Source organism: Methylobacterium sp. WL19, assembly GCF_008040005.1.
Lineage (GTDB): Bacteria > Pseudomonadota > Alphaproteobacteria > Rhizobiales > Beijerinckiaceae > Methylobacterium > Methylobacterium bullatum.
Map to the genome: position 1 here is coordinate 1 of NZ_VRVC01000274.1, position 1,160 is coordinate 1,160.

The 1,160-nt window shown below is 65.5% G+C and carries 1 protein-coding gene; it reads right to left on the minus strand.

Annotation, left to right across the window (positions count from 1 at the left end):
* On the minus strand, nucleotides 1-1,160 hold a 1,160-nt coding region (gene oxlT, locus FV220_RS25005), incomplete at both ends, for an oxalate/formate MFS antiporter (RefSeq protein WP_246689542.1).

The window sequence follows — 1,160 nt, forward strand, 5'->3', positions numbered from 1 at the left end:
AGGATGTTGGCGCCTGCGGCGACGAGGAAGACGCCGTCCCAGCTGTTTGTGGCCTGCTGGAGGTAGTTGGCCACGGGCACGAGAAGCGCGGCGGTGCCCTTGGCGGTGTAGAGCAGGCCGGCATTGGTGGCGGCGAACTTGGTGCCGAAGGTGTCGGTGCAGGTGGAGGGGAAGAGGGAGTAGATCTCGCCCCAGGCGAAGAACACGAACCCTGAGAGCAGGACGAACCACAGGGGATCGTGGCCCCAGAGGTAGAGCATGTAGATGCCGAAGCCTTCCATGGCGAAGGCGATGAACATGGTGTTCTCGCGGCCGATCTTGTCGGAGACCCATCCGAAGAACGGGCGGGTCAGGCCGTTGAGGACGCGGTCGATGGTGGCCGCGAAGGTGATGGCCACCATGGTGATGCCCATGATGGTGACCGGCACCTTGTCGACGCCGATATCGGAGGCGATGGGCTTGAGGTTGGCGGTGATCATCAGGCCGCCGGCGCCGACGATGACGAACATGAAGTACATGAGCCAGAAGATCGGCTGGCGGGCGACTTCGCCGGGGGGGTAGTTGCGCCGGGTCTGGATGATGTTGGCGTTGGCCACGACCTCCGGCACCTGGCCCTTCTTGGGCGAGGTGAAGAAGAAGGCGAGCGCGCAGACGACGAGGCCCTGGCCGATGCCGAAGTTGAAGAAGGCGGCCTGGAAGCCATGGTCGGCGATCATCCACTGGATCGGGGCGACGGTCAGGGCGGAGCCGGCGCCGAAGCCGGCGGCGATGATGCCGGCGGCCAGCCCGCGCTTGTCGGGGAACCACTTCAGGGCCGAGCCGACGCAGGTGCCGTAGACGGCGCCGGCGCCGATGCCGGCCACGACCTGGCCGAGATAGAACATGTTGAGCGAGGCGGCGTAGGAGTTGATGACCCAGCCGATGCCGCAGAGCGCGCCGCCGAACAGCACGACCACGCGCGGGCCGTACTTGTCCACGAACCAGCCCTCGATCGGGACCAGCCAGGTCTCGAACAGCACGAACAGGGTGAAGGCCCACTGGATCGCCGCCCGGTCGAAGCCGAACTTCTTCTGGATGTCGGGGACGAAGAACGTCCAGCCGTATTGCAGGTTGGCGATCATCACCATGCAGATCACGCCGATCACCAGCTGACCCCAGCG